At 65.8% G+C, this 24,818-nt stretch carries 23 protein-coding genes and 3 pseudogenes; 19 read left to right on the forward strand and 7 right to left on the reverse strand.

The features are described from left to right. Positions 1-191: 191 nt before the first annotated feature. The 5 genes and pseudogenes from GFS60_RS24485 (at position 192) to GFS60_RS24500 (ending at position 4,386) form a co-directional block, all read left to right on the forward strand. A complete protein-coding gene (locus GFS60_RS24485) occupies positions 192-758 on the forward strand; it encodes a dihydrofolate reductase family protein (RefSeq protein ID WP_159925296.1) in 567 nt (188 codons plus the stop codon). Between the two features lie 258 nt (positions 759-1,016). Then, positions 1,017-1,413, forward strand: a pseudogene (locus tag GFS60_RS24490) (recombinase family protein); the annotation flags it as partial. Between the two features lie 36 nt (positions 1,414-1,449). Continuing rightward, positions 1,450-1,584 (forward strand): annotated as a pseudogene (locus tag GFS60_RS38680) (L-cystine ABC transporter ATP-binding protein YecC); the annotation flags it as partial. 80 nt (positions 1,585-1,664) lie between these two features. Then, positions 1,665-2,303 (forward strand): recombinase family protein, encoded by a 639-nt coding sequence (locus tag GFS60_RS24495; protein ID WP_159925298.1) that lies wholly within the window; start codon positions 1,665-1,667, stop codon positions 2,301-2,303. A gap of 211 nt (positions 2,304-2,514) precedes the next feature. Then, the gene (locus tag GFS60_RS24500) at positions 2,515-4,386 is read left to right on the forward strand and encodes a zinc ribbon domain-containing protein (protein WP_159925300.1); all 1,872 of its coding nucleotides are present in this window, start codon (positions 2,515-2,517) and stop codon (positions 4,384-4,386) included. A 27-nt stretch (positions 4,387-4,413) separates the two neighbouring features. On the opposite strand, the gene GFS60_RS24505 is transcribed toward GFS60_RS24500, so the two are convergent. Beyond that, positions 4,414-5,418, reverse strand: a complete 1,005-nt coding sequence (locus GFS60_RS24505; protein ID WP_159925302.1) for a bile acid:sodium symporter family protein — start codon at positions 5,416-5,418, stop codon at positions 4,414-4,416. A gap of 83 nt (positions 5,419-5,501) precedes the next feature. Between GFS60_RS24505 and GFS60_RS24510 the strand changes: the two genes are divergently transcribed. Then, positions 5,502-6,362, forward strand: coding sequence for a LysR family transcriptional regulator (locus GFS60_RS24510; protein ID WP_159925304.1), 861 nt, complete (start codon positions 5,502-5,504; stop codon positions 6,360-6,362). Between the two features lie 36 nt (positions 6,363-6,398). Here the strand turns inward: GFS60_RS24510 and GFS60_RS24515 are convergent, their stop codons facing one another. Beyond that, a complete protein-coding gene (locus tag GFS60_RS24515; protein ID WP_159925306.1) occupies positions 6,399-7,973 on the reverse strand; it encodes a hypothetical protein in 1,575 nt (524 codons plus the stop codon). A gap of 312 nt (positions 7,974-8,285) precedes the next feature. Between GFS60_RS24515 and GFS60_RS24520 the strand changes: the two genes are divergently transcribed. Continuing rightward, complete coding sequence (locus GFS60_RS24520) at positions 8,286-9,668, forward strand: MFS transporter (protein ID WP_159925308.1); 1,383 nt, start codon at positions 8,286-8,288, stop codon at positions 9,666-9,668. 3 nt (positions 9,669-9,671) lie between these two features. On the opposite strand, the gene GFS60_RS24525 is transcribed toward GFS60_RS24520, so the two are convergent. Next, positions 9,672-11,363: a PucR family transcriptional regulator gene (locus GFS60_RS24525; RefSeq protein WP_159925310.1), complete on the reverse strand. Its 1,692-nt coding sequence runs from the start codon at positions 11,361-11,363 to the stop codon at positions 9,672-9,674. 180 nt (positions 11,364-11,543) lie between these two features. Between GFS60_RS24525 and GFS60_RS24530 the strand changes: the two genes are divergently transcribed. The 8 genes from GFS60_RS24530 (at position 11,544) to GFS60_RS24565 (ending at position 18,398) form a co-directional block, all read left to right on the forward strand. Beyond that, a complete protein-coding gene (locus GFS60_RS24530; protein WP_159925312.1) occupies positions 11,544-11,990 on the forward strand; it encodes a GlcG/HbpS family heme-binding protein in 447 nt (148 codons plus the stop codon). Positions 11,991-12,141: 151 nt separating this feature from the next. Continuing rightward, positions 12,142-12,861, forward strand: coding sequence for a TenA family transcriptional regulator (locus tag GFS60_RS24535; RefSeq protein ID WP_159925314.1), 720 nt, complete (start codon positions 12,142-12,144; stop codon positions 12,859-12,861). Between the two features lie 69 nt (positions 12,862-12,930). Further along, positions 12,931-13,287: a Rieske (2Fe-2S) protein gene (locus GFS60_RS24540; RefSeq protein WP_159925316.1), complete on the forward strand. Its 357-nt coding sequence runs from the start codon at positions 12,931-12,933 to the stop codon at positions 13,285-13,287. Positions 13,288-13,303: 16 nt separating this feature from the next. Continuing rightward, the gene (locus tag GFS60_RS24545; protein ID WP_159925318.1) at positions 13,304-14,545 is read left to right on the forward strand and encodes an NAD(P)/FAD-dependent oxidoreductase; all 1,242 of its coding nucleotides are present in this window, start codon (positions 13,304-13,306) and stop codon (positions 14,543-14,545) included. Next, entirely contained in the window at positions 14,542-15,984 is a 1,443-nt protein-coding gene (locus GFS60_RS24550; protein WP_159925320.1) for an aldehyde dehydrogenase family protein, read from the forward strand. The genes GFS60_RS24545 and GFS60_RS24550 overlap by 4 nt, the downstream gene beginning before the upstream one ends. A 29-nt stretch (positions 15,985-16,013) precedes the next feature. Then, the gene (locus GFS60_RS24555; protein WP_159925322.1) at positions 16,014-16,376 is read left to right on the forward strand and encodes a Rieske (2Fe-2S) protein; all 363 of its coding nucleotides are present in this window, start codon (positions 16,014-16,016) and stop codon (positions 16,374-16,376) included. After that, positions 16,373-17,965 carry a gamma-glutamyltransferase family protein gene (locus GFS60_RS24560; RefSeq protein ID WP_159925324.1) on the forward strand — a complete coding sequence of 531 codons (1,593 nt, stop codon included), beginning with the start codon at positions 16,373-16,375 and terminating at the stop codon, positions 17,963-17,965. The genes GFS60_RS24555 and GFS60_RS24560 overlap by 4 nt, the downstream gene beginning before the upstream one ends. Beyond that, on the forward strand, positions 17,958-18,398 hold the full coding sequence (locus GFS60_RS24565; protein ID WP_159925326.1) for a RidA family protein: 441 nt from the start codon (positions 17,958-17,960) through the stop codon (positions 18,396-18,398). The genes GFS60_RS24560 and GFS60_RS24565 overlap by 8 nt, the downstream gene beginning before the upstream one ends. Positions 18,399-18,409: 11 nt before the next feature. Here the strand turns inward: GFS60_RS24565 and GFS60_RS24570 are convergent, their stop codons facing one another. Then, the gene (locus GFS60_RS24570; protein WP_159925328.1) at positions 18,410-18,814 is read right to left on the reverse strand and encodes a hypothetical protein; all 405 of its coding nucleotides are present in this window, start codon (positions 18,812-18,814) and stop codon (positions 18,410-18,412) included. 16 nt (positions 18,815-18,830) lie between these two features. After that, positions 18,831-19,079, reverse strand: a pseudogene (locus tag GFS60_RS24575) (protein kinase domain-containing protein); the annotation flags it as partial. A 470-nt stretch (positions 19,080-19,549) separates the two neighbouring features. Here GFS60_RS24575 and GFS60_RS24580 point away from each other — a divergent pair. Both GFS60_RS24580 and GFS60_RS24585 read left to right on the forward strand, forming a co-directional pair. Beyond that, a complete protein-coding gene (locus GFS60_RS24580; RefSeq protein ID WP_159925330.1) occupies positions 19,550-21,076 on the forward strand; it encodes a permease in 1,527 nt (508 codons plus the stop codon). Between the two features lie 56 nt (positions 21,077-21,132). Then, positions 21,133-21,768: a cysteine hydrolase family protein gene (locus tag GFS60_RS24585; protein WP_159925332.1), complete on the forward strand. Its 636-nt coding sequence runs from the start codon at positions 21,133-21,135 to the stop codon at positions 21,766-21,768. A 460-nt stretch (positions 21,769-22,228) separates the two neighbouring features. Here the strand turns inward: GFS60_RS24585 and GFS60_RS38685 are convergent, their stop codons facing one another. Then, positions 22,229-22,531 carry an RGCVC family protein gene (locus tag GFS60_RS38685; RefSeq protein ID WP_201453646.1) on the reverse strand — a complete coding sequence of 101 codons (303 nt, stop codon included), beginning with the start codon at positions 22,529-22,531 and terminating at the stop codon, positions 22,229-22,231. 806 nt (positions 22,532-23,337) lie between these two features. On the opposite strand from GFS60_RS38685, the gene GFS60_RS24590 reads away from it, so the two are divergent. Both GFS60_RS24590 and GFS60_RS24595 read left to right on the forward strand, forming a co-directional pair. Then, positions 23,338-23,694, forward strand: coding sequence for a type II toxin-antitoxin system RelE/ParE family toxin (locus tag GFS60_RS24590; protein WP_159925334.1), 357 nt, complete (start codon positions 23,338-23,340; stop codon positions 23,692-23,694). Positions 23,695-23,699: 5 nt separating this feature from the next. Then, entirely contained in the window at positions 23,700-24,005 is a 306-nt protein-coding gene (locus GFS60_RS24595; protein WP_043790214.1) for a helix-turn-helix domain-containing protein, read from the forward strand. A 396-nt stretch (positions 24,006-24,401) separates the two neighbouring features. Here the strand turns inward: GFS60_RS24595 and GFS60_RS38690 are convergent, their stop codons facing one another. Beyond that, complete coding sequence (locus GFS60_RS38690; RefSeq protein WP_201453646.1) at positions 24,402-24,704, reverse strand: RGCVC family protein; 303 nt, start codon at positions 24,702-24,704, stop codon at positions 24,402-24,404. Positions 24,705-24,818: the final 114 nt, after the last annotated feature.

The following is a 24,818-nucleotide window of genomic DNA, read 5'->3' on the forward strand; positions in this document are numbered from 1 at the left end:
CGGCGCGGCCCTGCCCAGAACAGCGTAGGCACTGCGAACGGTCGAGATCAGGCGGCTTGCCAGAGTCGGCCGAGTACGCCACGCTGAGCCCCGAGCACGAGGACTACCGGCGAGCCCAGATCGCGCACCGATGAGTTTCCCGCGCCGCGCTGGTCTATACGTCGGACACCCACGGACGGAAAGGCTGTGCCATGCGGAAACTGATCTACGGCATGAATTTGACCCTGGACGGCTACATCGCCGCGGCCGGCGACGACATCAGTTGGGGCGGACCGCCGAGCGACGAGCTGTTCCAGTGGTGGCTCGACCACGAGCAGGCGTGTGGCCTGTCGCTGTATGGGCGCAAGCTGTGGGAGACGATGAGCTCCTACTGGCCGACCGGCGACCAACAACCCAACGCCACCCCGGCGGAGATCGAGTTCGCGCGGAACTGGCGGGACACGCCGAAGGTGGTGTTCTCCTCGACGATCGACAAGGTCGACTGGAACACCCGCCTGGTCACCGGCGACGCGATCGCCGAGATCACCCGGCTCAAGGCCGAGGACGGCGGCCCCATGAACATCGGCGGCGCAACGCTCGCCGGGTCGGCCATGCGCGCCGGGTTGATCGACGAGTACGTGATCGCCGCCTATCCGGTCCTGGTAGGCAGCGGCACGCCGTTCTTCACCGCGCTGGACAGCTGGGTGAACCTGAACCTGGTGGAGACGCGGACGTTTCCAGGCGGCGTGGTCCTGACCAGGTACGAGACGAGGCGCTGAGCAGCACCCACGCGCTAGTCTCACGGTGATGTCGTACTGGTACGACGCGGCCCGTGAGATTACGACATCAGCCGCGAGACCCTACATGGTTGGAGCATCTCACTGCCGGTGGCATTTTGAGACGCTGCACAGGAAGCGGCCGTGCCCCTGCTCTGGGCTGTCCCGCACTGGGCTAGTCGCCGTCGTCAATGATGTTCGACCGTTGATTCCCAAGCACAACCCCTTCAGCGTTGTGCGTCCGAGAGATGGGATTCAGCGATGTACATCGGGTATGCACGAGTGTCCACCGATCAACAAGACATGACCGCACAGCAGCACGCACTGCTCGCGCTCGGGGTGTCACCGGAACGGATCTACGTCGACCATGGCTTGACCGGAACCAATCGTCAACGGCCCGGACTGCAGAACGCCCTTGCAGCGTGCCGGAACACCGACACACTCGTGGTGACCAAGTTTGGATCGTCTGGCCCGTTCGTTGCCCGATGCCCGGGACATCGTTGATGAGCTCACGGCCCGGAACGCGTGCCCGCAGATCGGAGCCTCGTTGCAGGATCCCACCGATCCGGTCGGTCACCTGCTGTTCAACGTCCTGGCAATGGTTGCCGAATTCGAGGGCGACCTGATTCGGGCACGAACGAGGGAGGGGATGCGGATCACAATCTGCTGGGCAGCGGTATCCGGCTGCTCCTGGAACGTAGCGCGCACCACCGACATCACAATGCTGATTCTCACGAACGAGGTGCAGTTCGCGCGGGACGTGTCGAACCGGGTGATGATGTTCGACGCGGGCCGAATCGTGGAGGAAGGCTCTCAACAGTTGACGTAGTCTCTGATACCTCCTGATCCTGTCTGCTACTCTCCGTTTCATGTGAATGGGTGAGGCCGCGTGTAGCTGAACTGTCAGTCGTGGGAGTTTGCAAGGCCGCGTCGGAAGGCCGGTTGCCCTCCCGGCGTACGGGTTCCGGTCAACGAGTCTTCGACCGCGCTGACCTCGACGCCCATCTCGGCCGATCTGCCACTGACAAGGTTCCGGTCGACCGGGTGGAAGCGTTGTACTGCAGGGTGTCCGGCAAGACTGGGCAGGAGTCCTCGCTCGCCATCCAGGAGAAGATGTTGCGCGAGAGCGCCACCGGGGTCGTGTATCGGGTGTACAAGGATCGCGGTTCGGTGTGCGGGAAACGCCGGCCGGTTTGGGACCGGATGCTCGACGACGCCGCCAAGGGTCACTTCACCGTGGTGCGGGTGGTGTGGCGGGATCGGTCGGCCTCGGTTCGGTGTCGCGTGGATCGACGCTACTTGTCGGTGGTCGGGGTTACGGTCGAGGTCCTGCGGGAGCATGACGACACATCGGTGGGGGAAGAGTTGATCGATGACTTTATGGCGTTGCCGGCGTCGTTTTCGGGCCGGTTCTATAGCTTGCGGTCGAGGCTGAATCAACGCCGTCTTCTCGGCCGATGCGGCAGCACGGTTTGCGGGGGTAACCCGACGAAGACGGTGGACACGCAGAAGACGCCGGGAAGCTGCGGCTCAACGACGACGAGATGATCACCGTCGACGACATCGTGTTCCGCGCGTCGAAAGACTTCGTCAAGGGAGCTGCAGCGGAAGATCCGGAGTTGCGGGTGGTCGGAGGAAACCCCCACGATGACCGTACCTGGTGGGTGCACGCTGGACCTTGCGGCGGAACAGGACATTGCTGCTGTCCGAAGCACGAGGCACCGCGCGCATCGCTGACTGTCGTACTCAGTGAGGCGGCATGACCGTTGCCGAGGCCGGATGTACCGTGCCACGCCAGTTCTCGTACACCACCCGCCCGTACGCGGCGGTCGACGACGCTACCGGCGCCCCGATCGGGCTCGACGAGATCGACCTTCGTGTTCGGTGGCTGCTCGACCTGATCGGCGCCGCGCAATCGGAGTTGGTGTCGAGGTTGTGGCAACCGGCCACCTTCGATACCCTTACCGCCGGACGTGACAGTCAAGGCCGGCGGCTCCCGGCACAGGGGCATGTCACTGCGGCGCGTCTGGGGTGGAACCCGTCCTACCCGACCGGGGTGTACGTGCCGTCGCGGGTGACCCGGGTGGTCACCGCCCAGGCGGTCGGCACGCTACGCACCTTGGCGTACCGGGACCACGCCATCAGTGCCCTGTCGGCCAGGTTCGACCCGGCTACCCGCCGACTGGCGCCGCCGACTGCGGCCGGCGACTATGTGCCGGCCGGCTTCGCGCGCGGCGTGGCACGCCACCTCGCAGCGCGCTCCCGCCGGGCCGAAAGTGCGAGCCATGAACGCCTACGCATCACCGATGTGCAGACACCGCCGCGAACATCGGTGATGGCCAGGCTCGCCGCCGCCGACAAGCAACTCTCCCAGATCGCCGTCACCGACGCCGTCATGACGTTGACGGTCAAACTTCCCACATACGAGGCCCCGGCAGGTCGGGCGCACTGGCGCAGGGTCCGGTTGACCGCCGCGATCCCACCGCACCTGCACACCAGAGCGATCACGGATTGGCATCTGCCGACCCTCGTCCTCGACCACCGTGGCCTGCTGCTGCGCTGCGCGGCCACCGAACAGATACCCACTGCCGATCTGAGCGGAGGAGCAACCGCGGTGGGAGTGGATTGGTCGCCAGCCACCCTCGGAGCCGCTGCGATCGTCACCGAACGCCCCGACGGACTGGTCTCGGACTACCGGGGCTTCACCTACGACGACCGGGGCCTGGGAATCAAACTGGCCCGCCTCCAAGCGGAAGGCCAACACCTGCACCGCAAAGCCGCACGCCTGACGCGGCTCGCCGCGACCGCACCACCCGAGGTGCGCGCCGAACTTGAAGGCAAGATCGCGGTCCTCGACGCCCACCGCGCCGCGGTCGGTGTCAAACGGGGCAAGATCAACCGCGAATTAGCGTTTCACTTCGCCCGTCACATCGTCGAGTACGCCGCCGCGGCAGGTGCGGCAGTGATCGGGGTGGAAGACCTCACCACCCTCGAAACGCGGGGACACGGCCGGGTGAACAACAACCGGGCCGCGCAGTCCGCCCGCCGTAAAGCCGTCGACGCTCTCGCACACACAGCCACAGGGGCCGGTGTGACGGTGGTGTCCGTCCCGGCCCGCGGCACCTCGGCGCTGTGCCCGGGCTGTAACGAAACACTCTCCCGCCCGGGCGGCTACCACCGGGCATGGTGCGCGAAGTGCAAGGTCGGCGGCAATCGTGACCACGTAGCGGGGGTGAACCTCGCCAAACGTGCCCTACTGGGGCGCCGCGCAGCAATCCGCAAACGCGGACAAAACCCACAGATCCGGATCGCCGAACATGCGCCGGTCCGGCAGTGCCGCGACAAGACCAGCCCCACCCCGAGCCGCCCGCGTCATCGCCGGGTCCGCCGCAGTGTTCCCACCGCGACACCCCAGGCGGGGGTGAATCAAAGAAGAATCGTTCCTGCACCTCGAGCGTCGGTGTGGGACACGGTCAAACCCGCACCAGCATCGCATGTTGTTACGGGTAGCCGTGAAGTACGTACTTCTCCAACCTCTGCCACATCAGTGGCAGGAAGTATGAGTTACGTAGACGCTGCCCGGCGACGATCTTCACCGCGCCGAAGAACGAGCGCACCAAGACCTTCCTGAAGGCTGTGCTGGCCGACTGATTCCCGGCTAGCGCGAACTGGTCGTCGCGAGTTCCGTCTCGTCGGCGGCGCGCCGTGCCATCCGGCCCGCCATCCACGCGCACACGAGCAACTGCAGTTGGTGGAACAGCATGAGCGGCAGCACTATCAGGCCGATCGGCTGGCTGGCGAACAGGACGGTGGCCATCGGAAGACCGGTGGCGAGGCTCTTCTTCGATCCGCAGAACGTGATCGTGATCTGATCGGCCCGGTCGAAACCGAGGCGCTTCGACCCGAACCAGGTGACGGACAGGACCACGGCGAGCAGCACCGTGCAGACCGCGAGCAGGCCGAGGAGTCGGCCGACGGACAGCGTGCCCCAGATACCCTCGTTCATTCCTTCACTGAATGCGACGTAGACGACCAGCAGGATCGATCCCCGATCAACCAGCTTGAGGGGCGCGCCGTGCTTCTTCACCCAGGGGCCGATCCACCGTCGCACGGCCTGTCCGGCGATGAACGGCAGCAGGAGCATGACGAGGATGCCGATCGCGGAGGACGCGTCGAATCCAGCCCCCTCACTCGTCATCAGCAATGCCACGAGGAGCGGAGTGACGAAGATGCCGAGGATGTTGGAGAACGAGGCGCTGACGATCGCGCCGGGCACATTACCTCGGGCGATCGATACAAAGGCGATCGATGACTGGACCGTCGACGGCAGGAGGCAGACATAGAGGAGGCCGAGGTACAGCGGTTGGGTCAAAATCGTCGGGACCAGCAGGCGCGCAGCGATTCCGAGTAGCGGGAAAATCACGAACGTCGCCGCCAGGATGGTGAGGTGGATGCGCCAGTGGCGCAGACCGTGCAGCGCCTCCTGGGTGGAGAGCCGGGCGCCGTAGAGGAAGAACAGAATTCCGACGGCAACCTTCGTGGCCCAGGTGAACGCGGTCAGGGCCGTGCCGTCTGCGGGCACCAGGCTGGCGATCCCGACGGTGATCAGGATGCCGAGAATGAAAGGATCGAGTCTTCCGAGTAGCGGGATCTTCGTCAGCATGGTTCGACCGTAAGGAACGCGCGGATATTTCGAAAGACGATGGCTGCGTTTACTGTAATGCCGAATCGTGATAACAATGGGTGATGTTTGATCCGGTTCATCTGCGGAGTTTCCTGGCGGTCGCGCGCACCCGGAGTTTCACCGCCGCGGCCCGGCGCCTGAATCTGCGGCAATCGACGGTCAGCCAGCACGTGGGGAAGTTGGAACTGGCGGCCGGGCGCCGCCTGTTTCTGCGGGACACGCATTCGGTCGAGCTGACTGCGGACGGCTCCGTGATGGTGGGTTTCGCGACATCGATACTCGAGCGGCACTCGGACGCCGAGCGTTACTTCACGCAATCCGGTGTGCGAGGGCGCGTCCGGTTCGGGGCATCCGAAGATCTGGTTCTGCACGAGCTCCCGCAAGTTCTGGGCGAATTCCGCCGCAGCCATCCACTGGTGGATCTCGAACTCACGGTGGCGTTGAGCGAAGTGTTGTTTCGGCAACTGCGCGAAGGCCAGCTGGACCTGGTCTTCGGGAAGCGTCGCAGAGGAGAGCGGCACGGCGAATTGGTGTGGACCGACCGGTTGGCGTTCTTCGCGGCCCCCGACTTCGTTCCGGATGCAGAGGGGCCGGTGCCCCTGGTGACGTATCCGCCGCCGTCGATCACGAGGGAAGCGGCGCTCGACGTCCTGGAGAGGTCTGGACGCGGTGCGCGGGTGACCTGTGTGACGGACAGTTTGAACGGGCTGCGGGCCGCCTGCCTTGCAGGTCTCGGCGTCGTGTTCCATGCCGAGACGCTTCCACCCGCCGGGCTGGCTCCGGTGCGGATGCGCTCTCGCGACGAATGGGGGCCGGCGGTCGACGTCGAATTCGTGTTGGAGGCCCGCCGGAGTGTTCTCAGCGAACCGGAGCAGGCACTGCGTGCTGCGATCCTCACGAATGCGGATCGACTGCGCGCGTGACCTCGGTGGGAATCGCCCACCGAGGCCGTCGAGCCGTCAGAAGATCAGTACGGACAGCGCGGTGGAGAGCACGAGGCCGGACACCACCGGCACGAAACATTTCCGGGCGAGTTCGAGGACCGGAACCCGGGCGAAGCCGGCGACCGCGATCAACGACGACCAGGCGACGAGCGTGCCGCCGCCGGACCAGATGTTCCCCATCTGACCGATCGCCGCCAAGGTTGCGGGATCCATACCGACAGCGGGCCCGAGCGCGCCCGCGAGCGACCCGGTCAGTGGGAGCCCGGTGAATCCGGAACCCTCTAGCCCCGCGATCATTCCGATGGCGAGAATGCCGAACGACGTGACGAAGGCGTTCTGCGGCAGGTGGGACTGGGCGGCGTTCACCAGGTCGAAGAGCAGCGTCGGACCGGTCACGTCCGCGGGAAGTCCCAGAATTGCGGCGGAGAAGTCACCGTTGCCGATGAAGAAGAATCCGGCGATCGGGATCACGATGCCCATCGCCTTGAACGCGAAGACCAGGCCGTCGATCAGATGCTCGGATGTCGTCTCGAGGAAGCCCTTCTTGTCGTTGGTCGCGGCCGCGGCGAACAGGATGAGCGCGGCGATGCCGCCGACCATCGCGGCCGCGTCGCCGCCCTTGAGGTCGGGCACCAGGTCGGTGAATTTGCCGACCATCAGGTAGACGATGAACGCCAGATACGCGGTGGGCACGAGTACTGCGAAAGTTTTTGCGGCGCGGATGCTCCGGAACGTGCCGTCGATGACCTGCCGGGCGGAGGCCGTGACGGGTTCGGCGAGGACGGCCGTCGACGTCGGGGGAGCCGCACTCGTCGCCGCTTCTGCCGGTGCGCGACTGATCGCGCTGCCGCCGGTAGGGGTCGCACCGCCGTCGGGGGAGTCGTCGCGGGGCTTGCCGAAGTCGCTCTCCGCGCGTGACTCCCAGTCGGTGAGCAGTTCTGGTGCGGGGCGGCGCATGTGCCTACGCTGCGTGAAATAGGTGATGAGGAGCGCTGTGCAACCGACGATCAGGGACATCACCAGGGCGCGGTCCGCGACGACGTCCGGATCGACTCCCGCCGACTTCGCCGACAGGCCGGGCGCCACCTTGATGATGTAGTCCGAGGACAGTGCCATGCCCTGCCCGCAGATGGCGATCGCCATCCCGACCGCCATCGGTGGAAGGCCCGCGCGGATGGCGACGGGGATGAGGACGGCTCCGATCAACGGAACCGCGGGGGTGGGCCAGAAGAACAGCGAGATCGTGTAGGTGACGACGGCCAGGACGATGAAGCTACTGGTGCCGCCGCGCATGACGCGCCGGAACGGGGCGACCATCAGCCTGTCGGCCCCCATCTGCCGGAGGGCGCCGAGCATCGCCGTCACCAACGAGATGATGAGGAAGATGTTGAACAGCTCGCGGGCGGCGACAAGGCTCGCATTGAAGATCGACGCGAGACCGGTGACGAGGCTGCCGGAGAACACGAAGGCGGTTAGGAAGGTGCCGATGACGGCGGGAACGACGATGTTCTTCCGCATGAGCATCGTCCCGAGGATGACAATGATTCCTCCGAGATACACCCAATGTGCGGCGGTGAGACTTACATCCACGGTGCGCCCTTCGAAATAGATACAGACTAGTGGCACTAGTCACAGTGCAGTGATACTGCGCGGGGCGTTTTCCAGGGTCAACGTCCAGAGTGCACATCGATGACCCAGCGTATTTGTGCATTGTGCCCGGCATTTTTCGCCGATATTGCTTGTTGTCACGCGCAAGTAAAGGAATGCTCGACAGAAGCCGTTTCACGGAATCCCGTGTTCATAATTAGGCCTGCCTATCCAAATATGGCGGGCGTGGTGCGGCATGGGTATGGCGGGAAATGGCATCGCCGAAACGCGAATTCTCGGATGAAAGTGGACTCTATGAACACGGCGGTCGGTCAGGCTCAGAGTGCAACTGCGGGTGGCGAACGCGGACCCGGCACGTCGCCCGCGTTGGCGGCGCTGCTCGCCGGAACGTTCGTCGGCACGGTCAGCAACAACATCGTCAACGTCCCGTTGAACGCGATCCTCACCGACTTCGACGCCGGTCTCGGTAGCGGCATCTTCGTCGTCGTCGGATTCCTCCTCACCTTCGCGGCGACGATGCCACTGGCCGGGTGGATCGGTGACCGGTTCGGTCGCAGGCGTGTGTACTGCGCCGCCCTGCTGGGAACCGCGGTCTGCTCGCTCGGCGCGGCGCTCGCGCCGTCCCTGCCGGTGCTCGTGATCTGGCGTTCACTCGGCGGGATCGCGGCGGCCGCGTTCGCGCCCGCGGTCATGGGCCTGATCGCGTGGTTGTTCGGACCCGCGCGGCGGGCGCGCGCCGTCGGCGCCTGGGCGGCGGTAAACGGAATCGGTCAGGCCGTCGGCCCGTCCATGGGCGGAATCGTCAGCGACTTGTGGGGCTGGCGGTGGGTATTCGTGCCACTGGTGCCGGTGGCCCTCATCGGGTTCGCCGCGACCCTCCGCTACATTCCGCGCTACCCCGGCAAGAAGATGCGACTCGACGTGATCGGGGCGTTCGCCGTCACGCTCGGCGCGGTCCTGCTCATCCTCGGCCTCACGACCGTCTCGATGGAGCAGGTGCCCGCCTGGACGGCCGCCGCAACTATCGGCGCCGGAGTTGTCGTCACGGCCGGGTTCGTGATCCATTGCCGGCGGGCGGCGAACCCGTTCGTGCCTATCGACCTGGTGATCGAATCGCGTTTCCTGCGCAGCGCTCTCGCCGCCTTCACCCAGATGTTCGCGCTCGGCGCCCTGCTGCTCGCGCTTCCGCTCTACCTGACGGGCTCGGGCAGTTCGACCACACAGGCGGGTCTGATGCTCTTCGTGCTGCCGGTCGTCATGACGTGCGCGGCGCCCGTCGTCGGCCGTCTCGTCGACAGGATCGGGGCCCGGGTGGTGATGCGGTCCGGTCTGACGATCTTGATCGGTAGCCAAGTGGCACTGGCGATCACGCTGTCGGTCGACATCCGGAACCCGGTCGCCGTCGGCGCCGTGCTCGTCGTCGCCGGAGTGGGGATCGGCATGGTCCAGACGCCCGCCGCGGCCGGTTCGACCCGTTCGCCCGCGGGGGCCGTCGGAACCGGTCTGGGACTGTTCAACCTCATCCGCTTCGGTGGCTCGGCCGTCGGTGCCGCCTGGGTGGGCGTGGCGGTGCATCTGGCGGCCGATCCGTACGGACTGCTGTTCGTGGTGGCGGCCCTCGTCGTGCTCGCCGGATTGGCCGGGACGTTCGTCGGCGAGGACCCGGTGGCGGTCTGAGAGCTAGCGGGTCACGATCTCGTGGTTGACGGTGGCCTGCACCTGGGAAAGCAGATCGAGACGGAGCGCCAGCCACAGCGTGAACTGGTTCTCGGGTTCCCGGATGTCCATGCCGATGAGCCGAGACGTGCGATCGAGCTTGGCGATCATCGTGTTCCGGTGGATCCGGAGGCGCCGCGCCGCCGCGTTGATGTTGCCGCCCTCCTCGAGGTAGGCGAACAGCAACTCCTCGGTGTCGGCGTGCATATTCGACGCCCGAAGGGGGCCGAGGACGTCACGGATGAGCCGTCGGCTCTCGTCGGTATCGGTCGCGCGGGCGAGCACGCTGAAGCCCCGCAGGTCGTTGTAGGCCACCGAACCGGACAGCCCGAGTCGCTGGGCGATGCCCAGCGTGATCCGGGCCTCGCGATAGCTTTCCCCGATGTCGCGGGCGCCCGCCGCCGGACGTCCGTGGGCCACCGGAATCCGCTGACCCAAACGAGCTTCGAGATCGAGCGACATGGCGTGCGCGTACTCGCTGATCTCGGATTCGACGCCGGGCACGTCGGCGGAACTCAGCGATCGGATCACCACGAGCACGTCGCCGATGACAGTGACGTGAGAACGTACGCCCGGACGCGGCAGGACTCCGGCGGCGTACCGAGCCAACCGGACCATGCTCGCGCCGGGCCGTCCCGACGCCCGGTCGACGAGGCCGGGAGCGACGAAGACGATGTAGTGCAGGTCCAGATCGATCTCGTGCAGCGCGGCCCGGGTCCGCAGGTCGTGGTCGTTGGCGAAGTTGCCGTGCACGAGGGCCTGGACGAAGTCGCCGCGTGCTCGCTCCTCGGCCTCGTCCACGCTCCGCTGCCGAAGCATCTCGGTGCCGATGATCGTCCCGGCCTGTTCGACGACCACCCGGTGCTGCGCGATGTCGTGCCTGCGGGGGTTCACGCCGGGCACGATGACCACGACCCAGCCCTCGTAACGGCCTGCGAGTTGCATGGCCCCGGCGACCGCCGTCGTGGGTGCGAACAGTCCATCCGGATGCTCCAGGCGCAACACGTGCACGTTGTGCATCCGTGCCGGCGGCGACTCTTCGAGCCGCGGCAGGTCGTCCGCGAGAGCGTCCAGCAGGGCGACGGTGCCCGCGTCCTCGGCGTCCGGTAGACCCGAGTGCGCGAGGAGGCGTCCCCGGACGTCTAGGGCGACAGCGACGTCCGAGGTCAGCGTCGCGACCTCGCGGATCAGCATGGGCAGACCCGCTCCGCGGTGCAGCAACCCGGCGAGCGACTGGTGCACGGTGAGCGCATAGCGCATCACGTGCGCTTCCTGGGTGAGTGCGCGCTCGGCGAGGAGCCGGTTGAGTGCGGTGAACCCGACGGGAAATCCCAGCTCCACGACCGTGAGTCCGGCCGGCCAGACCGTGCCGGCGGGCGCCGACCCGTCGACAAGAAGGACCCCGGCACCCCGTGCCACCAGTGATTCGAGTTCACGCCGGTGCGAGGACAGGGTTTCCGGCCGGGTGTACACAGCGACCTCGGCAAGCGAGTCGGGCCGGCTCATCACCTCACCCCACGGCAGGCACCACGTCACCGGGCCGCGCAGCGCATCCGTGCCGGACAGCAACCGGGCCGACGCAAGCAGGGGTTCTTCCAGCAGGCCGCCTAAAGACAGTCGCTCGTCCTCCGCGTTCGGTGTCGTGGTGTCGTCCACTACGGCCCTCCTCGGGTGTGTCGAAAAGTGCAGTATGGCGGAGCGCGCGCCTGCACTTCCTATGCACTATGCCCTGACTTCGCCGAAATTGCCGGATAGTTTGACCATGGTTCCTCCGGCTATGCCGGTGATAGAAATCGGTGCATCACTTCCTCCCGAATACGCAACGGAGAAGAACAAATGCACCAGGTTCACCGAATCACCCTCGACGACGCACTTCCACTGCTCGCAGCGGGACGCGCGAAGGCCGAGGAAATCGGCGTCAAGCAGACCCTGTGCGTCTGCGACGACGGCGGCAACGTGCTGGCCTTGCACCGACTGCCCGGAGCGCGCCTGACCGGCGTCGATATCGCGATCGCCAAAGCGTTCACCGCTGCCGGCCACGAGCGGGCAACGCACCTGTTCAACGAGGCCCCCGACGGTCCCGCGTTGCCCGGGAACGAGGCATTCGGCATCAGCCAGATGCTGCCGGGCAAGTTCGCGGTGTTCGTCGGCGGATTTCCCCTCGTCTTCGACGGCCAGATCGTCGGCGGCGTCGGTATCAGCGGCGGAAACGGCACGCAGGACAAGGCGGTCGGAGCAGCGATGCTGGCCGAGTTCGAAGCCCTCGCCGCAGTATCCAGCTGACTGCCACGATGTGCCGACAACTTGCACATCGAAACCGTTCCAACGCAGTCACTTCGACCGTCGTCGGGCAGGCCGCGAGTCGATAACGTCGAAACCACTCCAGTCGGAGCATCCCCAACCAATCTCACACTCGAGGAAGACGAGGCACATCATGACCGAACTTCTAGGCAGGGACGAATTCCGCGCAGCTCTGGAGAACGCCATCAAGGGCCGCGAGGCGAAGAACGCCTCGTTCAGCAAGGCGTGGGCCGAGGGCAAGCTAGAGAAGCATCATTTCGCGCGGTGGGCGGAGAACCACTACCACTACGTCGGCCCCTTCGCTGACTACCTCGCGAACATCTACTCGAATACTCCCGACACCTTCACCAATGCCAAGGATTTCACCCTCCAGAACATGTACGAGGAGGAACTGGCCGACATCCGGCACACCGACCTCCTCATCAAGTTTGCCGAGGCGTGCGGCACCACGAAGGAACGAGTCGAGGATCCGTCGAACATGAACGCGATCACCCGCGGACTCCAGTCCTGGTGCTACGCGGTGTCGCAGCGTGAACACTTCGTCGTGGCCACCGCCGCGCTCGTCGTCGGACTCGAGTCTCAGGTTCCGAGCATCTACAAGAAGCAGATCATCCCTCTGCGCGAGGTGTACGGGTTCACCGAGGACGAGATCGAGTTCTTCGACCTGCACATCACGTCGGACGTCGTGCACGGTGAGCGTGGATACCAGATCGTGCTCGACCATGCGGATACCCCGCAGCTGCAACAGCGTTGCCTGCAACTCGTGCAGTGGGGAGCCGAGATGCGCTTCTCGTACACGAAGGGTCTCTACGACACCTACGTGGCAACCGACCTCGAGCTCGCGACCGCATGACCGTGCGTCCGGAGGGGCCCACATCGGGGCCCCTCCGGACGCGGGTATCTCGACCGACAGGAGAGAACGATGGAGACGAATTGGACCCGGCTGATCACCGTGCGTGAGCTCGGTCGCCACCGGAAGCTTCGCGTCGAGGTCGGGGACACCGCGGTCGCCCTGTTCCAGGCGGACGACCGGATCTACGCCTTTCGTGATCTATGCATCCATCAGGATCGGTCACTGGCGAAAGGAACCCTGCTGCACGGGCGGGTCATCTGCCCAGGCCACCAGTGGGCGTTCGACCTCGACACCGGCTACGAGGAGGACCAGGACCTGTGCCAGCCGACCTACGCGGTGAAGGTCGAGGATGACGTCGTCTACGTGGATCTCACCCGAAGCCCCGATTACGCCGAGACCACGACTTCGCCGGCCGAAGTCGACTGAGAGAGCGAGTGACCCCATGACGTTGAACACCATCGTCTCCATCGGCGCCGGCCAGACCGCTGCCGTCGCGGCGCGCACCCTGCGGCGCCGAGGGTTCGACGGCAGGATCCTCCTCGTCGGCGACGAGCCGCACGCGCCGTATCAGCGCCCGCCGCTGTCCAAGGAATTCCTTGCCGGGCAGGAGGATCGCGAATCGTTGATGCTCCTTCCCGACGCGTGGCGAGACAAGCAGAACGTCGAACTCCTCACCGGCACGAAAGTGACCCGGATCGACGTGAGCGCCGGGTCGGTCGAACTGTCCGGCGGCCGGAGCCTTGCGGCCGATGCCGTGCTCGTCGCCACCGGTGGCAGGCCGCGCACGATGCCGGTGCACGGTCCTGCCCCCGAACGGGTGCACTATCTGCGGACAATCGACGACGCCGAACGGCTCGCCGCCCACCTTCGTCCCGGTGTCGGCCTGGTGTTGATCGGAGGAGGCTTCGTTGGACTCGAAATTGCCGCCACTGCAAAATCCCTGGGGGTGGAGGTGACCGTCCTCGAGGCGGACCCGGTTCCTCTCGCCCGAATTCTCGGACCCGAGATGGGCGACGTCTGTACTCGGTTGCAGCGGGAGAACGGAGTCACCGTCCGCGGTGGCGTCCGGGTCGACACCGTGACGACCCGACCGGACGGCGTACTCATCGCCCTCGAGGGCGGGGAGGTGCTTCAGGCCGACGTCGTGGTGGTGGGAATCGGGATCGTCCCCAACGTCGAGGTCGCGCAGGCTTCCGGACTGGCGGTCGACGGCGGGATCCTCGTGGATGCGCAGGGGCGGACCTCGATTCCACACGTGTACGCCGCCGGCGACGTGGCAGCGCGATTCTCCGACGTGGCAGGCAGACACGTTCGCGTCGAACACTTCGACAACGCGAGCAAGCAGGGGGCGGCGACCGCGAACCTGATGCTCGGACGCGTCGGGGTGGTGGACCCCGCGCACTGGTTCTGGTCCGATCAGTTCGGTAAGAACATTCAGTTCACCGGCACCGCCCGCTACACCGACCTTGTTCTCCGGGGCAGCGCCGACGGCGGCGAGTTCACCGCCTTCTACCTGGACGGCGGTGTCGTGCGCGGCGCCTTCGCGCTCGACCGCGGCGACGAGATCAGCGCGGCCAGAGAACTGATCGGCAGGTCGATCGCACCGACCCGGTTGGCGGACGAGGATGTCGATCTGTTCGACCTGATGGACGAGGACGACGAGGAAATGGTGACGATGTCATGATCGAGGGACTCAATCTCATTGACGGGCAGTGGGTCCCGTCGTCTTCCGGAGCGACGTTCGAGCGGCGCAACCCCGCCGACCACGACGACGTGATCGGCGTGTTCCCGGACTCGACCGCGGCGGACGTGGATGCCGCCGTCAGCGCGGTGGACAAGGCGGCGCCGCAGTGGGCCGCGACGCCCCCAGAACGCCGCGCGGCGATCCTCGAGGCCGCGGCCGCGCACCTCGAGGCGCGCGCAGGCGAACTCGTCGACGAACTCGTCCGGGAGGAGGGCAAGACCCGCGCGGAGGCGACCATGGAAGTCGGTCGCACGCCGATGAATCTGCGCTTCTACGCCGGCGAAGCCCTCCGCACCACCGGCAGTACGTACCCCACCCCGGGTGAGGGACTCGTCATTACCCTGCGCGAACCCGTCGGAATCGTCGGGGCGATCACCCCGTGGAACTTCCCCCTCAACATTCCGTCGCGCAAACTCGGACCGGCGCTGGCTGCCGGCAATGTGGTGGTGTTCAAACCGTCCGAGCTCACACCGTTGATGGGACAGCGGTTGGTCGAGGCGCTGCTCGCCGGGGGACTTCCGGCCGGTGCCCTCGCCCTGGTCCAGGGTTCCGGTCGTGCCGGTGCCGCGGTCGCGGCGGACGAACGCGTCGATGCCGTGACGTTCACGGGCTCCACCCAGGTGGGCCGCGCTATCCACGCGGCAGTGGGCCCGTCTCGCCGCAGTCAGCTGGAGATGGGCGGCAAGAACCCCGTCGTGGTCCTGGGTGACGCCGACGTGGACAAGGCGGCCGCACTGATCGTCAAGGGCGCCTTCGGTTTGTCCGGGCAGGCGTGCACAGGCACCAGCCGGGTGATCGCGGTGAACGAGATCCACGACCGGTTGCTGGACCGCGTGGTGGAGCTTGCAAAAGGGATCACCGTTGGTCCGGGCGCCGACCCAGGTGTGGGGATGGGGGCTCTCGCGAGCGCGGGGCAGCTCTCCAAATTTCTCGAGTACGTGCAGATCGCCCATGATGAAGGCGCCGAACTGGCCTGCGGCGGAGCAAGTCTCGACAGTGGGAACGGCTATTTCGCCGTCCCCACCGTGTTCGCCGGTGGCAGCCCCGACATGCGGGTGGTCACGGAAGAAGTGTTCGGACCACTGCTGGTCTTCCTGCGAGCGTCCGGATTCGACGAGGCGGTCGCACTCGCGAACGACACGGAGTTCGGACTCAGCGCGGGAATTGTCACCAACGACGTGACCAAGGCACTCGCTTTCGCCGGCCGTTCCGAATCGGGCCTGGTGAAGATCAACCAGCCCACCACCGGCATGAGCATGAACGCGCCGTTCGGCGGATACAAGGCGTCGAGCACGCAAACCCACAAGGAACAGGCGGGCGACTCGATGATGCAGTTCTACCAAGCCGAGAAGACCGTCTACCTCAGCCCTTCGGCCTGAGACGTACCTGTCCACAGAGGGAGAAGACCATGGAATTCACTCGCATTGCGCGCTCCGGACAGGTTGCCGAAGGCATCGTGCGCCGCTTCTTCGCCGGCGAACACGAATTCGCGGTGGCCCGCCTGAACGGGAAGGCATACGCCACCTCCAACTACTGCACGCACCTGGACTGCCTGCTCTCGTCCGGGAAACTCGTCGACGACGGCATCGGATGCTCCTGCCACGGAAGCGTCTTCGATCTGGAGACCGGGGAACCCGTGTGCCCGCCGGCGACGGTGGCCATCAAGACCTACCCGGTCGAGGAACGCGACGGCGAGATCTTCGTCGGCATCGACCCCGAGGACACCAGCTCCATCCCGCGCCGGCGAGCCGGGCGGGGGTGCATGAAGTGAATCCTCGACCGCCCACACTCTCCGCCGACGGCATGGTCTCGTCCAGTCATCCCGCGGCGAGCACGGTCGGTGCCCGAGTACTGGCCGACGGCGGCAACGCCATCGACGCAACGCTGGCCATGGCCGCGATGACTTGGCTGACGTTGCCTGGGCAGTGCGGGATCGGCGGTGACGCGTTCGCCGTCGTCCGGGAACCCGACGGATCGGTGTGGACGGTCGGCGGCAGCGGCTTCGGGCCCGACGGCGCCGACGTGGACTTCTACACCGAACGTGGGCTGCGGTCGATTCCCCTCGATGGAGCGCTGGCGGTGGCGGTTCCCGGAGCGCCGGCGGCCCTCGGCGCGCTGCACGCGGGTGGCGCTACCCGCTCGCTGACGGATCTCTGGGCACCAGCCGTGCGCGCGGCCGAGCAGGGACTTCCCTGCTCGGCCAAGACCCGGGACGACGTGAGAGAAGCGCAGACCGCGATCGCCGCCGACCCCGGGCTGCGCGCGGTGTATCTCCCGAACGGGCGGCTGCCGCAGGTCGGGGAACTGCTGCCGCAGCGCGACCTGGCCCGATCCATCCGCGCACTGGCGCGCGACGTGCACGGCTTCTACACCGGCTCGTTCGCTCGGCAGGCTGTCGAGGCGCTCCGCGCCGGTGGGGCACCGTTCGGCGGGGACGAGTGGGCGGCAGGCGCCGACGTGCGACCGGAGTCGGCGATCAGCGGGCACTACGCCGGCGCGGTCGTTCACCAGACACCCCTGCCCACCCCCGGGTGGATGGTGCTCCAGCAGGCGGCGTTGAACGACGGCGTCGTCGGCTTCTCCCCGTGGCTCACCGCTCCGGCGGTCGATCGCATGGCGAGAGCAGCCCGTCTGGCGTTCGAGGACCGGTTCGCGAGCTGCGGCGGCGGCAACGACGGGTGGAAGGACGTGCTCGAGCCGGCCGCGATCGGGGCGGCGAGAGAGCGACTGGACGGCCGCCGGGCGTCGGCGGGCGCCTTCAGCGTCAGCGCCGGAGACACCACCTCGACCGTCGCGGTGGACTCCGACGGCCGCGCCGTCAGTTTCATCCACTCGCTCGCCTTCACGTTCGGCGCCAAGATGACCGTCCCCGGCACCGGAGTCGCATTGAACAACCGATACGGCCGCGGGGCCTACCTGATCCCGGGACATCCCAACGCCGCGGCGCCGCGACGTAAGCCGCTGCACACCCTCAACGCGTGGGTGATCACCGATACGGCCGGGAATCTCCTGCACGTCGGCAACACCCCGGGCGGGGACGGCCAGGTGCAGTGGAACATGCAACTGATCTCGCATCTGCTCGATCACGGGCTCGACCCGGCGGAGGCGGTCGCGGCGCCTCGCTTCACGGTCGTCCCCGGAAGCGACGCCGACGTGGTCGGTCGCCCGGCGGAACTGCGGTGCGAGTCCCGCATTCCGGGGGAGGTGCGCACCGAGTTGGCGCGCCTCGGTCACGACGTCGCACTGCAGGGTCCGTGGGCCGCAGGCGGAAGCGCCCAGATCATCTCCCTCGACGCAGCGCGCGGCCTGCTGTCCGGCGCCGCCGACCCCCGCCAGGAAGGAATAGCACTCGGTGTCTGAGCAGGAATCCGTCGCCACCGCCCCACAACCCCAGGGCCGCTACATTCCCGCTGTCGTGCACGACGGGATCGCATACAGCGCCGGGATGACGCCACGCCGCGACGGAGTGCTGACGGTTACCGGTGTCGTCGGACGAGACCTGGATATCCCGCGGGCCCGGGAGGCGGCCAGGTTGGCGGCGAGAAACGCGATCGACGCCGTCGCCGCGGCCGTGGGCGGCACGGCGGCGATCTCACGATGCCTGCGCATGAGCGTCTTCGTCGCGTGTGCCCCGGACTTCCGCGAGTTGGCCGCGGTGGCCGACGGCGCTTCCGACGTGCTGGTCGAATGCCTGGGACTCGACGCGCTGCCGGTCCGCAGCGCGATCGGTGTGTACGCCCTGCCGTCCGGCGCACCGGTGGAGATAGAACTCACAGTGGCTGTCTCTGCATAGACCCACCGGAGTCAACCTGTGCGGGCGCCAATCTGGAGGACGCCGACTTGGCAAAAGTCGGATCCTCCTACTCGAAAATCGGCGACGTGATGCTTGCAGACGCGGCGCTGATCCAAACGAACCTGTTCGCGGCGAGCCTTTAGCGTGCCATCTTGGCAAAGTGCCTTCTGATCACACCAGAGCTTTTTGCCGCGGCAATCAGCGCCCGTAGCAGTCTCTATTCCCCAGTTCTGATCGGAGTGCGCCTCTCGGATACGTTGAAGTTCGTGGCCGAAGGTTCCCACGTCGTGATGGATCGCGAAACGCTGCAGAATGCGGTCGAGGGGACGGGACCTGATCCGGACCCCTGAGAGTTCGATTGCCAGAGGGATGCCGTCCAGCCGCTGGCCCAGGTGGGCAACCTCCAGGCGGCTCACGTCGTCGAGGGTGTTTGTTCCCGGGCTTGACGTCACGGTGCAGGATCCCGAGGCGGTGGACAGTCTCGAGCGCACCGGCCATCTTCACCCCGAGTCGCAACGCTTCGTCGAGCGGAAGCGGTCCGTGACGGCGGATCCGCATGTCGAGTGAGTCCTGGGCGTGGTACGGCATGACGATGTACGGCCGACCGTTGTCGGTCACGCCGACGTGGAGAACATTGTCGACTTTGGGGTGCCCGGTAAGCCTGCCCGCAGCGCGCTGCTCGCAGTCCGCACATCAGTGGGTACCCCGCACCTACGCTGCGCGCGGGCCCGGCAGCCCCACGGCAGCCAGGCCCCCTGACCGGTCACCCCTCGGCCGGGAGGCCATCCGCCGGGACGCCCCCTCTTTCTCGGACACGGGCGGCACGTCGTGTGCCTTCCGAACCACGAGGGACACCGCCTGGATCACGAACTCGCCGTCGACGCCGGCCCACGAAGCCGCAGAACACTCTAAACGTTCACACGACCGACCGAAGCCGAAATACGGTTGTCATCTTCTGCGCACCTTGCACATCGAACAGGCTCTCGGATAGTCACTTTGACGTTGACGACACGGCAAAGGCAGGCCAGGATCATGCGACAACCGGGCTGCGGCGCCCCGCGTCGCGACCCAACAATCGTCGCTACCCGGCCGTCCTCACCCGCACACTTCCGAGGTACTCGCCGCAGGTAGTTCGATACAAGGAGTCGCACGTGGGTGCTGCGCAGATCGTCTTCTTACTAGGCCTTACTTCGCTGATCGTGGCCATGGCACTACGCAAGAATGTCATGATCCCCGCGGTACTCGCGACATTTGCCACAGCACTGGCGTACAGCGGCAGCGTCCCGAATGCCGTCATGTCAGTGTTCCGGGCCACCATCACCTCCGGCACCGCACTGTTCGAGATCTTCATCGTCATCGCCGCGGTGACCTCGATGCTCGCGGCGATGCGGACCATCGGTTCCGATGAGGTGATGGTGCGCCCCGTCAGCCGGTGGATGGTCAATGGTCGCGTCGCGTACATCGTGCTGTTCGTCTTCACCTATCTTCTCTCGCTGTTCTTCTGGCCGACCCCGGCACTGGCCCTGATCGGTGCGGTCCTACTTCCTGCCGCGATCAAGGTAGGTCTGCCGCCGCTCGGTGCCGCGGTGGTTCTCGCGATCTCCGGCCAGGGGATGTCGATCGCCTCCGACTACGTGATCGGCCTTGCGCCGTCGATTTCCGCGAGCGGCGCGGGCGTTCCCGCCGACGACATCGCCGACCGTGCCCTGGTGATCTCATTGATCGTCGGTATCACCGCGGCGGTGCTCGCCTACTTCCTGACCGTCCGCCGCAGGATGCGTACGGACGCAGTTCCGGGCACCGACCCGATCGGTGGAACCGTACCTCGCCCCGGTGGTATCGGTGGCACGCCCGGTGGCACGTCTGCTGGTTTCGCGCCGGGCCCGGGGGTCGCGGTCTCACCCACTGTCACGGACGTGCTCGACGAGGACCTGCCCGGTTTCGAGGACGACGGAACGAGAATCACCGATCGTCCGACGCTGACCCGCGCTTGGGCGATCGGCGTGCCCGCCGCGTTCGTCGCCGTCCTGGCCTACATGTTGGTCGGTCGTTTCACCGACCTCGTCCCCTGGGAGGACGGTGCGGGCGCGTCCCTGGTGGGAGGCACGGCGATCATCATGATGGCGCTCGTGACCGTCACGTCACGACGCTCCGAGGCTCTCGAATTCTGCGCCACCCACTTCATCGATGGTCTGTCGTACGCATTCAGGGCAATGGGCATCATCCTTCCCGTCGCAGGTTTCGTGTACATCGGCATTCCCGATTACTCGGGCGCCATCCTCGGACTCGACGACGCCACCGCCGGTCCGGCCTTCCTCTTCGACACGGTGGAACGGGTCCAGCCGTACATCCCCGACAACGGCGTATTCGTCGCGTTCAGCATGCTCTTTATCGGTATGGCGGTCGGTCTCGACGGTTCGGGGTGGGCCGGTCTACCCCTCACCGGCGGGCTGGCGGCCGCGCTGGCCCCGCAGTCCGGGATGGACACCGCAACATTGGCGGCCATCGCCCAGAACGGCGCCACGTGGACGGGTGGGGGAACTCTCGTGATCTGGTCGTCACTGGTGGTGGTCGCCGGATTCTGCCGGATACCGGTTGCCGAACTGGTCCGCCACCTCGTCGTCCCGGTGATGGCCGGACTGCTGCTGGCTACCGGAGCCGCCGTCGTCATCTGGTAGCGGCTTATCGCCGAACACGGTTTCCGCACAACCCCGACATGAAAAGGACACTACGAATGAGCTCGGTCCCGTTCCGCTACGACCCCGCCCGCTGCGCACTGATCGTCATCGACGTGCAGAACGATTTCTGCTCTCCCGACGGGTCGCTGGCACAGAGGGGCTTCGACGTGACCGCCCCCGTGGCGATGGCTCCACGACTGGACCGCCTCATCGCGTCCGCGCGCACGGCCGGGGTCCGGGTGATCTTTGTACGCACCCTGCACGACGAAACCACCGATACACCCCAGTGGCTCGGCCGCGTGGGCGAGGGACCGGACGCGGCCCGCACCGGAATTACCTGCCGCACAGGAACACCCGGGGCAGACTACTACGCCGCCGTTCCACAGGAACGCGACGTGGTGATCACGAAGAACCGGTTCAGCGCATTCGTCGGCACCAACCTCGACCTCACCCTGCGTTCCCTCGGCATCGATTCCCTGCTCTTCACCGGCGTCGCCACCGAGGTGTGTGTCGAGTCGAGTCTGCGTAGCGCGCTGTTTCACGAATACTGGGTCTCGCTCGTCGAAGACTGCGCTGCCACCTACAGCCGAACAGCCCACGACGCTTCGGTGTCCGTCGTCGCACAGAACTTCGGCACCGTGATCACCGCCGAGAAGCTCGAGTCGTTCTGGACCGCACTCCCGGGATCGTGAACGGCTGAAGCATCGCCGACCGGTACACCGGGCCCCGACCGATCCGCGGGGCGAGCCTGGAACTACGCCGCTCTCAGTCTCGGCCAATCGCTGTCCGCGCCATCAACAGCGCTCTGGAAGAAGGCAATCTCGATGCATGATCAAAATGATGGTGTGCCCACCGTGATCAACAGTTCGAGGCTGAATCTACGTTCAGATCCTGCAATACCGCTGGTCGACGTATTGCGTCGGGAACTCCACCTGACCGGGACGCACTTCGGCTGCCGCGGCCAACGTCGCGACACTACTCGCGCTCATCACCGTCATGGTCCTGATCTGACACAGGGCCGGTTGCCAGCTCAGCCCCGAGCTGGAGCGGCGTGGGTTCGGAGAAACTGGCGAATTCGAGATCCTTAAATCCACCAAACATGCCGTGCTCCGGGTACCGCCAGCGACGCTCCCGTTCGGCTGAACTTCTCGTTCAGTACCGGGAGTAGCACTGTCCAGTCGTCTGTTCGCTAGCGCAGATGCACTTTCGGTCGAGGTTTCGGTCCGAGGTCACGGCGCAAAACCGAATACCGAGCGCATCGTGGGTATCCGGGCTGTGCGGACATGCCGTGCAGGACAGCGTCGATTCCAGTGCCCGTGCAGGGCTAGATGACTTGGAAACCGCTAGAGAGTTCGACACATTGGTCGGGTTCGACGCCATCGCGGCGCTCCAGTTCTCGGACCTTTGACTTCGGGCCGGTTTGGGCGCCGAGGACGACATGGCTTGACCGCGCATATTCGAATGGCCCTCGACATCCACGAGGCTACACTTCCCCGCCGCCCCTTTGGCTCCGCGCGTGAAAGACCCTCACATAGCAGAGGTGTCAGCGCACGGACCGTATTGCGGGACGCGTCGGCGGTTCACATCGTTCCGACGACCCTTTTCGACCCTCGGCGATCCTGTCACATTTACACCCGAACGAGTCCTCGATGCTTCGTGCGGAATCTTCGCCGTAAGCGGAACAACCAGCGGAACGGTCTCGCCCGAGAACACGCTGGCGGACACGTGATTCCCGCGAGCAAATCGACGACCGGTCAGCGATCCGCTTGCGGGAACCAACCGACCGCCGCCGAAAGGGACTCTGCTGGCCTTCCTATTGGTCCATCCATAGAGTCGGCATATGAGATGTGCGTTCGAAGGTGGAAACCTCGATGGGAGGTACCTCCACGTCGACGAACGGGAGATGAGTCCGTATCAAGGCCATCAGATGTGCTCCCCTGACCAGTCGCCCGCCCAGACCCGGAGCCATGGCCGCTGCGTGTACATGCGTACTGGACGAGCCGTCGAATGGAATGGGGACTCCTGGGTTGTCTTCACACACTACGGCGACTGGGCGCACTATGAGCCCAGTGGCGCGACGTCTGACTTCCGTCACCGATAAACGATCGCCAAGCGGGAGCGATCGGCAAGTCATGCTCGTAGGCTGAACGGAAGCACTCCGCCCCGGTCGCACCGCGTCCGGGAACCCACAATCCCCGCCCGGCTGCCGAGCCAAGCTATCACACAAAAGTGATATCATCTAGGAGTGATACTCTCACGCGGTGGGGAAATGGACCGTAGAGGTGGGGCTGGTCGAAGAGTGGCTGCTGGCACTGGATCAGTCATCGTACGAGCAGGTGGTGGCAGCACTCGAGCTACTCGCGGAGCGCGGACCGCAGCTCGGCCGCCCCTTGGTCGACGCGGTGAAGGCGTCCCGTCACAAGAACATGAAGGAGCTCAGGCCGGGGTCCAGTGGCCGCTCGGAGCTGCGGGTGCTGTTCGCGTTCGACCCCGAACGAAAGGCGATCCTACTGGTTGCCGGCAACAAGGCCGGACGATGGAAGACCTGGTACAAGCTCAACATCCCGATCGCCGATGACCGCTTCGCGGCCCATCTCGACGAGTTGAAAGGTAGGTGAACACGATGGCAAAGAGCCTTGAGCAGATGCTCGCCGAGCGTCCTGTCGATCGCGGCGCAGTCGAGGCACACAAGGCCCGCATGATCGACGAGGTGCGTGCGTATCGACTTCAGGAGCTGCGTGAATCGGTGGCGATGACACAGAAACAGCTGGCCGAGCGGCTCGGAGTCGGGCAGAACCGCGTGTCCAACATCGAGCACGGCGACCTCGAACGTGTGCAGATCGACACGTTGCGCCGGTATGTCGAAGCCGTCGGCGGAGCCCTACGCGTCGAGGTCGAACTCGGCGACGAGCGCTTCCAGATCGCGTAATACCGACGACCTGGGACAGCCGCGATGCGGTCCGCATGAATGACGACCGTTGATGGATCGACTAACGCTCATCGAGTGACGTCCTGCGCGATGCAACAGACCACCGGACGACCGGGACACGACCGGATGGCAGAAAGCGCCCCGGTGTTCAATCGCGATCGACGCGCTCGGCCTTGCCCTGTGGCGGGGCCGCACAGTCCCATGGCTAACGTCGCGACACTGCTCGCGCTCATCGCCGTCATGGTCCTGATCTGACACAGGGCCGGTTGCCAGCTCAGCCCCGAGCTGGAGCGGCGTGGGTTCGGAGAAACTGGCGAATTCGAGATCCTTAAATCCACCAAACATGCCGTGCTCCGGGTTCCGCCAGCGACGCTCCCGTTTGGGTGAACTTCTCGTTCAGTACCGGGAGTAGCACTGTCCAGTCGTCTGTTCGCTAGCGCAGATGCACTTTCGGTCGAGGTTTCGGTCCGAGGTCACGGCGCAAAACCGAATACCGAGCGCATCGTGGGTATCGGGGCTGTGCGGACATGCCGTGCAGGACAGCGTCGATTCCAGTGCCCGTGCAGGGCTAGATGACTTGGAAACCGCTAGAGAGTTCGACACATTGGTCGGGTTCGACGCCATCGCGGCGCTCCAGTTCTCGGACCTTTGACTTCGGGCCGGTTTGGGCGCCGAGGACGACATGGCTTGACCGCGCATATTCGAATGACCCTCGACATCCACGAGGCTACACTTCCCCGCCGCCCCTTTGGCTCCGCGCGTGAACGACCCTCACATAGCAGAGGTGTCAGCGCACGGACCGTATTGCGGGAC

The organism is Rhodococcus sp. WAY2 (genome assembly GCF_009859915.1).
Lineage (GTDB): Bacteria > Actinomycetota > Actinomycetes > Mycobacteriales > Mycobacteriaceae > Rhodococcus_F > Rhodococcus_F oxybenzonivorans.

Bases quoted from the DNA above. Each gene is read 5' to 3' on its own strand.
- GFS60_RS24485 (WP_159925296.1), top strand. From the start codon at position 192: ATGCGGAAACTGATCTACGGCATGAATTTGACCCTGGACGGCTACATC.
- GFS60_RS24500 (WP_159925300.1), top strand. From the start codon at position 2,515: ATGACCGTTGCCGAGGCCGGATGTACCGTGCCACGCCAGTTCTCGTAC.
- GFS60_RS24505 (WP_159925302.1), bottom strand. From the start codon at position 5,418: ATGCTGACGAAGATCCCGCTACTCGGAAGACTCGATCCTTTCATTCTC.
- GFS60_RS24510 (WP_159925304.1), top strand. From the start codon at position 5,502: ATGTTTGATCCGGTTCATCTGCGGAGTTTCCTGGCGGTCGCGCGCACC.
- GFS60_RS24520 (WP_159925308.1), top strand. From the start codon at position 8,286: ATGAACACGGCGGTCGGTCAGGCTCAGAGTGCAACTGCGGGTGGCGAA.
- GFS60_RS24530 (WP_159925312.1), top strand. From the start codon at position 11,544: ATGCACCAGGTTCACCGAATCACCCTCGACGACGCACTTCCACTGCTC.
- GFS60_RS24535 (WP_159925314.1), top strand. From the start codon at position 12,142: ATGACCGAACTTCTAGGCAGGGACGAATTCCGCGCAGCTCTGGAGAAC.
- GFS60_RS24540 (WP_159925316.1), top strand. From the start codon at position 12,931: ATGGAGACGAATTGGACCCGGCTGATCACCGTGCGTGAGCTCGGTCGC.
- GFS60_RS24545 (WP_159925318.1), top strand. From the start codon at position 13,304: ATGACGTTGAACACCATCGTCTCCATCGGCGCCGGCCAGACCGCTGCC.
- GFS60_RS24550 (WP_159925320.1), top strand. From the start codon at position 14,542: ATGATCGAGGGACTCAATCTCATTGACGGGCAGTGGGTCCCGTCGTCT.
- GFS60_RS24555 (WP_159925322.1), top strand. From the start codon at position 16,014: ATGGAATTCACTCGCATTGCGCGCTCCGGACAGGTTGCCGAAGGCATC.
- GFS60_RS24585 (WP_159925332.1), top strand. From the start codon at position 21,133: ATGAGCTCGGTCCCGTTCCGCTACGACCCCGCCCGCTGCGCACTGATC.
- GFS60_RS38685 (WP_201453646.1), bottom strand. From the start codon at position 22,531: ATGCGCGGTCAAGCCATGTCGTCCTCGGCGCCCAAACCGGCCCGAAGT.
- GFS60_RS24595 (WP_043790214.1), top strand. From the start codon at position 23,700: ATGGCAAAGAGCCTTGAGCAGATGCTCGCCGAGCGTCCTGTCGATCGC.
- GFS60_RS38690 (WP_201453646.1), bottom strand. From the start codon at position 24,704: ATGCGCGGTCAAGCCATGTCGTCCTCGGCGCCCAAACCGGCCCGAAGT.